This is a genomic window from Lamprobacter modestohalophilus (genome assembly GCF_016583905.1).
Lineage (GTDB): Bacteria > Pseudomonadota > Gammaproteobacteria > Chromatiales > Chromatiaceae > Lamprobacter > Lamprobacter modestohalophilus.
Map to the genome: position 1 here is coordinate 1 of NZ_NRRY01000119.1, position 3,165 is coordinate 3,165.

The following is a 3,165-nucleotide window of genomic DNA, read 5'->3' on the forward strand; positions in this document are numbered from 1 at the left end:
GGCGGATGTCAGTGTTGACGAGGGCGGGGGCTTGGCGCTGGTCATCGTTGCGGGTGCTCAGTTGTGGGTTTCCCGCATTATGGAATCTTTTCCTTATTGCGAAAAGTGGTCGCGAGTCTCACTCTATGCGGCAAGTCAATAGAGCCCGTCGCCGCCCCTGCCGTTGGTCGGCATGCATGCCGGGCCCAGTGCATGCCAGGCCGAGGCGGGCTTGCCGACACATCGACAACTGCCGACACACTCACCAAGAGGATCTTCATCCATGAGCGCATCTGCTTCCGCCGCCGCTGGCCAATCTCAGGTTCAATCGGCCAGCATCCCGGCCTTCTGTGAGGGCGTGCTGCATTTCGGCACGCTGCCGGAGCATTTCACGGTGCTCTCCGAGCCGGCCATCGGTGAGGGACAGTCGGCGATCTCTAAGGTCGATGAGGCGGCAGTGTTCCAAACCCGGCTGATCGCCGATGCGCTGCGCTACTCGACGCTGCAGCTCTGTGCGTCGAAGGAATCCGGGCATCCAGGTGGCTTCGCCAGCTCCGCCGAGACGATCGCGGCGCTGATCATGCTCGGCCACAAGAACATCGTCACTGAGGTCGGCCATCACGCGCCGGGCTTCTACAGCAGCATGTTCCTCGACGGCTCGTTGGAGGCGATGGGCATCAGTACCATGACCCAGATGCAGCAGCGCTTTCGCGAGCGCGATGGGTTGCTTGGGCATCTCTCGGGTGCGATTCCGGGCCTGTTGGCACCGGCCGGACCGCTTGGTCAGGGGCAGCATTTTGCGATGGCCGGCGCCTATCTGAATCGCGACAAGCTGTTCCTCTGCACCATCGGTGATGGTGGTCTTGGCGAGCCCTACATCCTCTCGGCGATGAAGCACTTCAACACCAGCTATCCGCAGGTGACCAACTTCCTGCCGGTGCTGATCTGGAACGGTTATAGCCAAGAGCACCATTCGATGGTGTCGCTGATGGATAACGCGCAGATGACCGCCTATTGGCAGGTGCATGGCTTCGAGCGGGTGATCCTGATCGATGCTAAGGCCTTCGACGATGCCGATCAGCCGGAGGCCTATGTCGACAGCACCCTGTTCAGCGACGGAGCGCGCGCGGCCTTCACCCGCGCGGTGCTGGAGGGGATGCAGCAGGCGGCCGAGTCAGCGATGAGCGGGACACTGACCGCAGTGATCATCAAGCAGCTCAAGGGCGCCGGCGTGCATGCGCGCGGCGCCAAGTCGCACAACCTCTATCCGGGCGACAAACCAGAGAAGCCGAGCATCGCCAAGGCGCTGCAGCATGGGGCGCTGGCGCCTGAGGCTTGGGCCTTGGTGCGCACCCTGATGGCGCGGGCTGGCGGTGGTCCGGCCGGCCAGGTGGCGGTAACCGAGTCCGAGCGGGCGCTGCCAGAGATCGGCGAGCTGCCGATGCAGGCCTTTGCGGTTGGCGACAAGGCGGTGCCCTCGACGGCGATGGCGGAGATGGTCGCGGTCTTGGGCGAGCGCGATCCGCAGTTCGTGGTGACCAATGCCGATGGCAATGAGGCTTCGGCGATGAAGGTGATCAACGAGCGGCTGAAGATTCGCCATCCGACCCTGGATGCACTCTATAACCAGGCGCCGACTGGCCAGGTCTATGAGCCGCTGAATGAGGATGCTTGCGCCGGGCTGGCGGCCGGGATTGCGTTATTCGGTGGCCGCTCGCTATGGCTGTCGTATGAGAGCTTTGCAATCAATGGCTGGCCCATCGTGCAGACGGTGGCGCAAGCGATGGCGGAGCTGCGGCGACGCACGCCAGCGGTGGTGAGCATGTTCACTGCGGGTGCGCTGGAGCAGGGCCGGAATGGTTGGACCCATCAGCGCCCAGAGATCGAGAACTACATCGGTGGGCAGATGCGCAATGGCAATAGCTATCTGCTGTATCCGGCGGATGCCAACATGATGCAGGCGGCCTTTGCTTGGGCGACCTCGCAATTCAATAAGTGCATCAGCATTGTTGCCAGCAAGTCGGCGCTGCCGGTCTATACCACGCCAGAGCAGGCGCGCGAGGCGATCGAGGCCGGTGCCGTCTCGCTCTATGAGTCGGCGGCGGGTTCGGGCTCGTTGGTGGTGTTTGCGGTGACGGGGGATATGGTGCTGTTGCCGGTGTTCGAGGCCAAAGATGCGCTGGAGGCAGCTGGGCATCGGGTGCGGATCGCGGCGGTGGCCAATCCGCGGCGCTTGTACCGGGCGGGGGATGTGGCCTGGTCGCACAGCTCAGAGGCGGATGGGCAGTTTATGGATGACTCCGCCTTTGCCGATCTGTTCGACGGCGATGTCTTGCTAGCGGTGAGCGGTGGCGGCACGGTGGCGTTGGAGTCGGTGATGCTGCGCTCGCGGGCCAAGGCGCGGGATCTGGTTGGTTGGCAGCGGGGTGAGACGACAGCGTCACCGGCGGAGATCATGGCGTTCAATGGCATCACGGGTGAGGCCTTGGCACGGCGGGCGGCTGGATTGGTCGGCTGATGTTTTGACCCGCTGATCCGCTGATCGACTGATCGACTGATCGACTGATCGACTGATCAGAGGAATCAGCGAGGTGCTCTTGGTGGTGCCGAATTCGTGGATGCTGCTGAGGCGTCTGCCTAAAGGACGGGCAGACCCTCGCGCTCGGACAGACAGCCGCGGATGATGTGGCGCGCGCTTTCCTTGACCTGGAGTCGCGAAAGGCAATCGGTCAGCCAAGCAGGATCTCCGGCGAGGCGGGCCAGGGTCTTTTCGAGATCGGCTCTGACCAGGGGACCATAGGCGCGTTCGGCGATCTCCCAGGCCTGAGCCCGGGGTTCGCCCCAGTGATGGAACATCATGATCAGGTCGATGGCATCGCGGGCGCAGGTGCCGCGATCGGCGCCGCGATCGCTATTGGCGAGCAGCTTCTCAGCGATCTGGCTGGCGCGATCCAAGACCGGGATCGGCAGCTGTGGAACCCGCTCGCAACCGAGCTGGACGCGGGCCTCGAGCACGATTTCGAACTTGATTGGGGTGTTGTCGATCTCTAGAACAGTAATGGAATGGTCCGCCCCGCTCCTCCAACACACCCCGAGCGGGCACAATAAGCGATGATGAGAACCCATCGTCAACCAAGGTAGCGGAGCAGACCAATGACAGAGACTCACAAAGACCGGGCCATCACG

2 protein-coding genes are annotated in these 3,165 nt (G+C 63.2%); one reads left to right on the forward strand and one right to left on the reverse strand.

What is annotated here, in order from left to right; genetic code table 11:
* Positions 1-262: 262 nt before the first annotated feature.
* Entirely contained in the window at positions 263-2,497 is a 2,235-nt protein-coding gene (locus CKO42_RS26030; protein ID WP_200252107.1) for a phosphoketolase family protein, read from the forward strand.
* 119 nt (positions 2,498-2,616) lie between these two features.
* Here the strand turns inward: CKO42_RS26030 and CKO42_RS26035 are convergent, their stop codons facing one another.
* Positions 2,617-3,105, reverse strand: coding sequence for a nucleotidyl transferase AbiEii/AbiGii toxin family protein (locus CKO42_RS26035; protein WP_242479726.1), 489 nt, complete (start codon positions 3,103-3,105; stop codon positions 2,617-2,619).
* Between the last annotated feature and the right edge of the window lie 60 nt (positions 3,106-3,165).

What these genes read in the sequence shown, in the direction of transcription:
- CKO42_RS26030 (WP_200252107.1), top strand. Translation starts at nt 263, where the DNA reads ATGAGCGCATCTGCTTCCGCCGCCGCTGGCCAATCTCAGGTTCAATCG.
- CKO42_RS26035 (WP_242479726.1), bottom strand. Translation starts at nt 3,105, where the DNA reads ATGGGTTCTCATCATCGCTTATTGTGCCCGCTCGGGGTGTGTTGGAGG.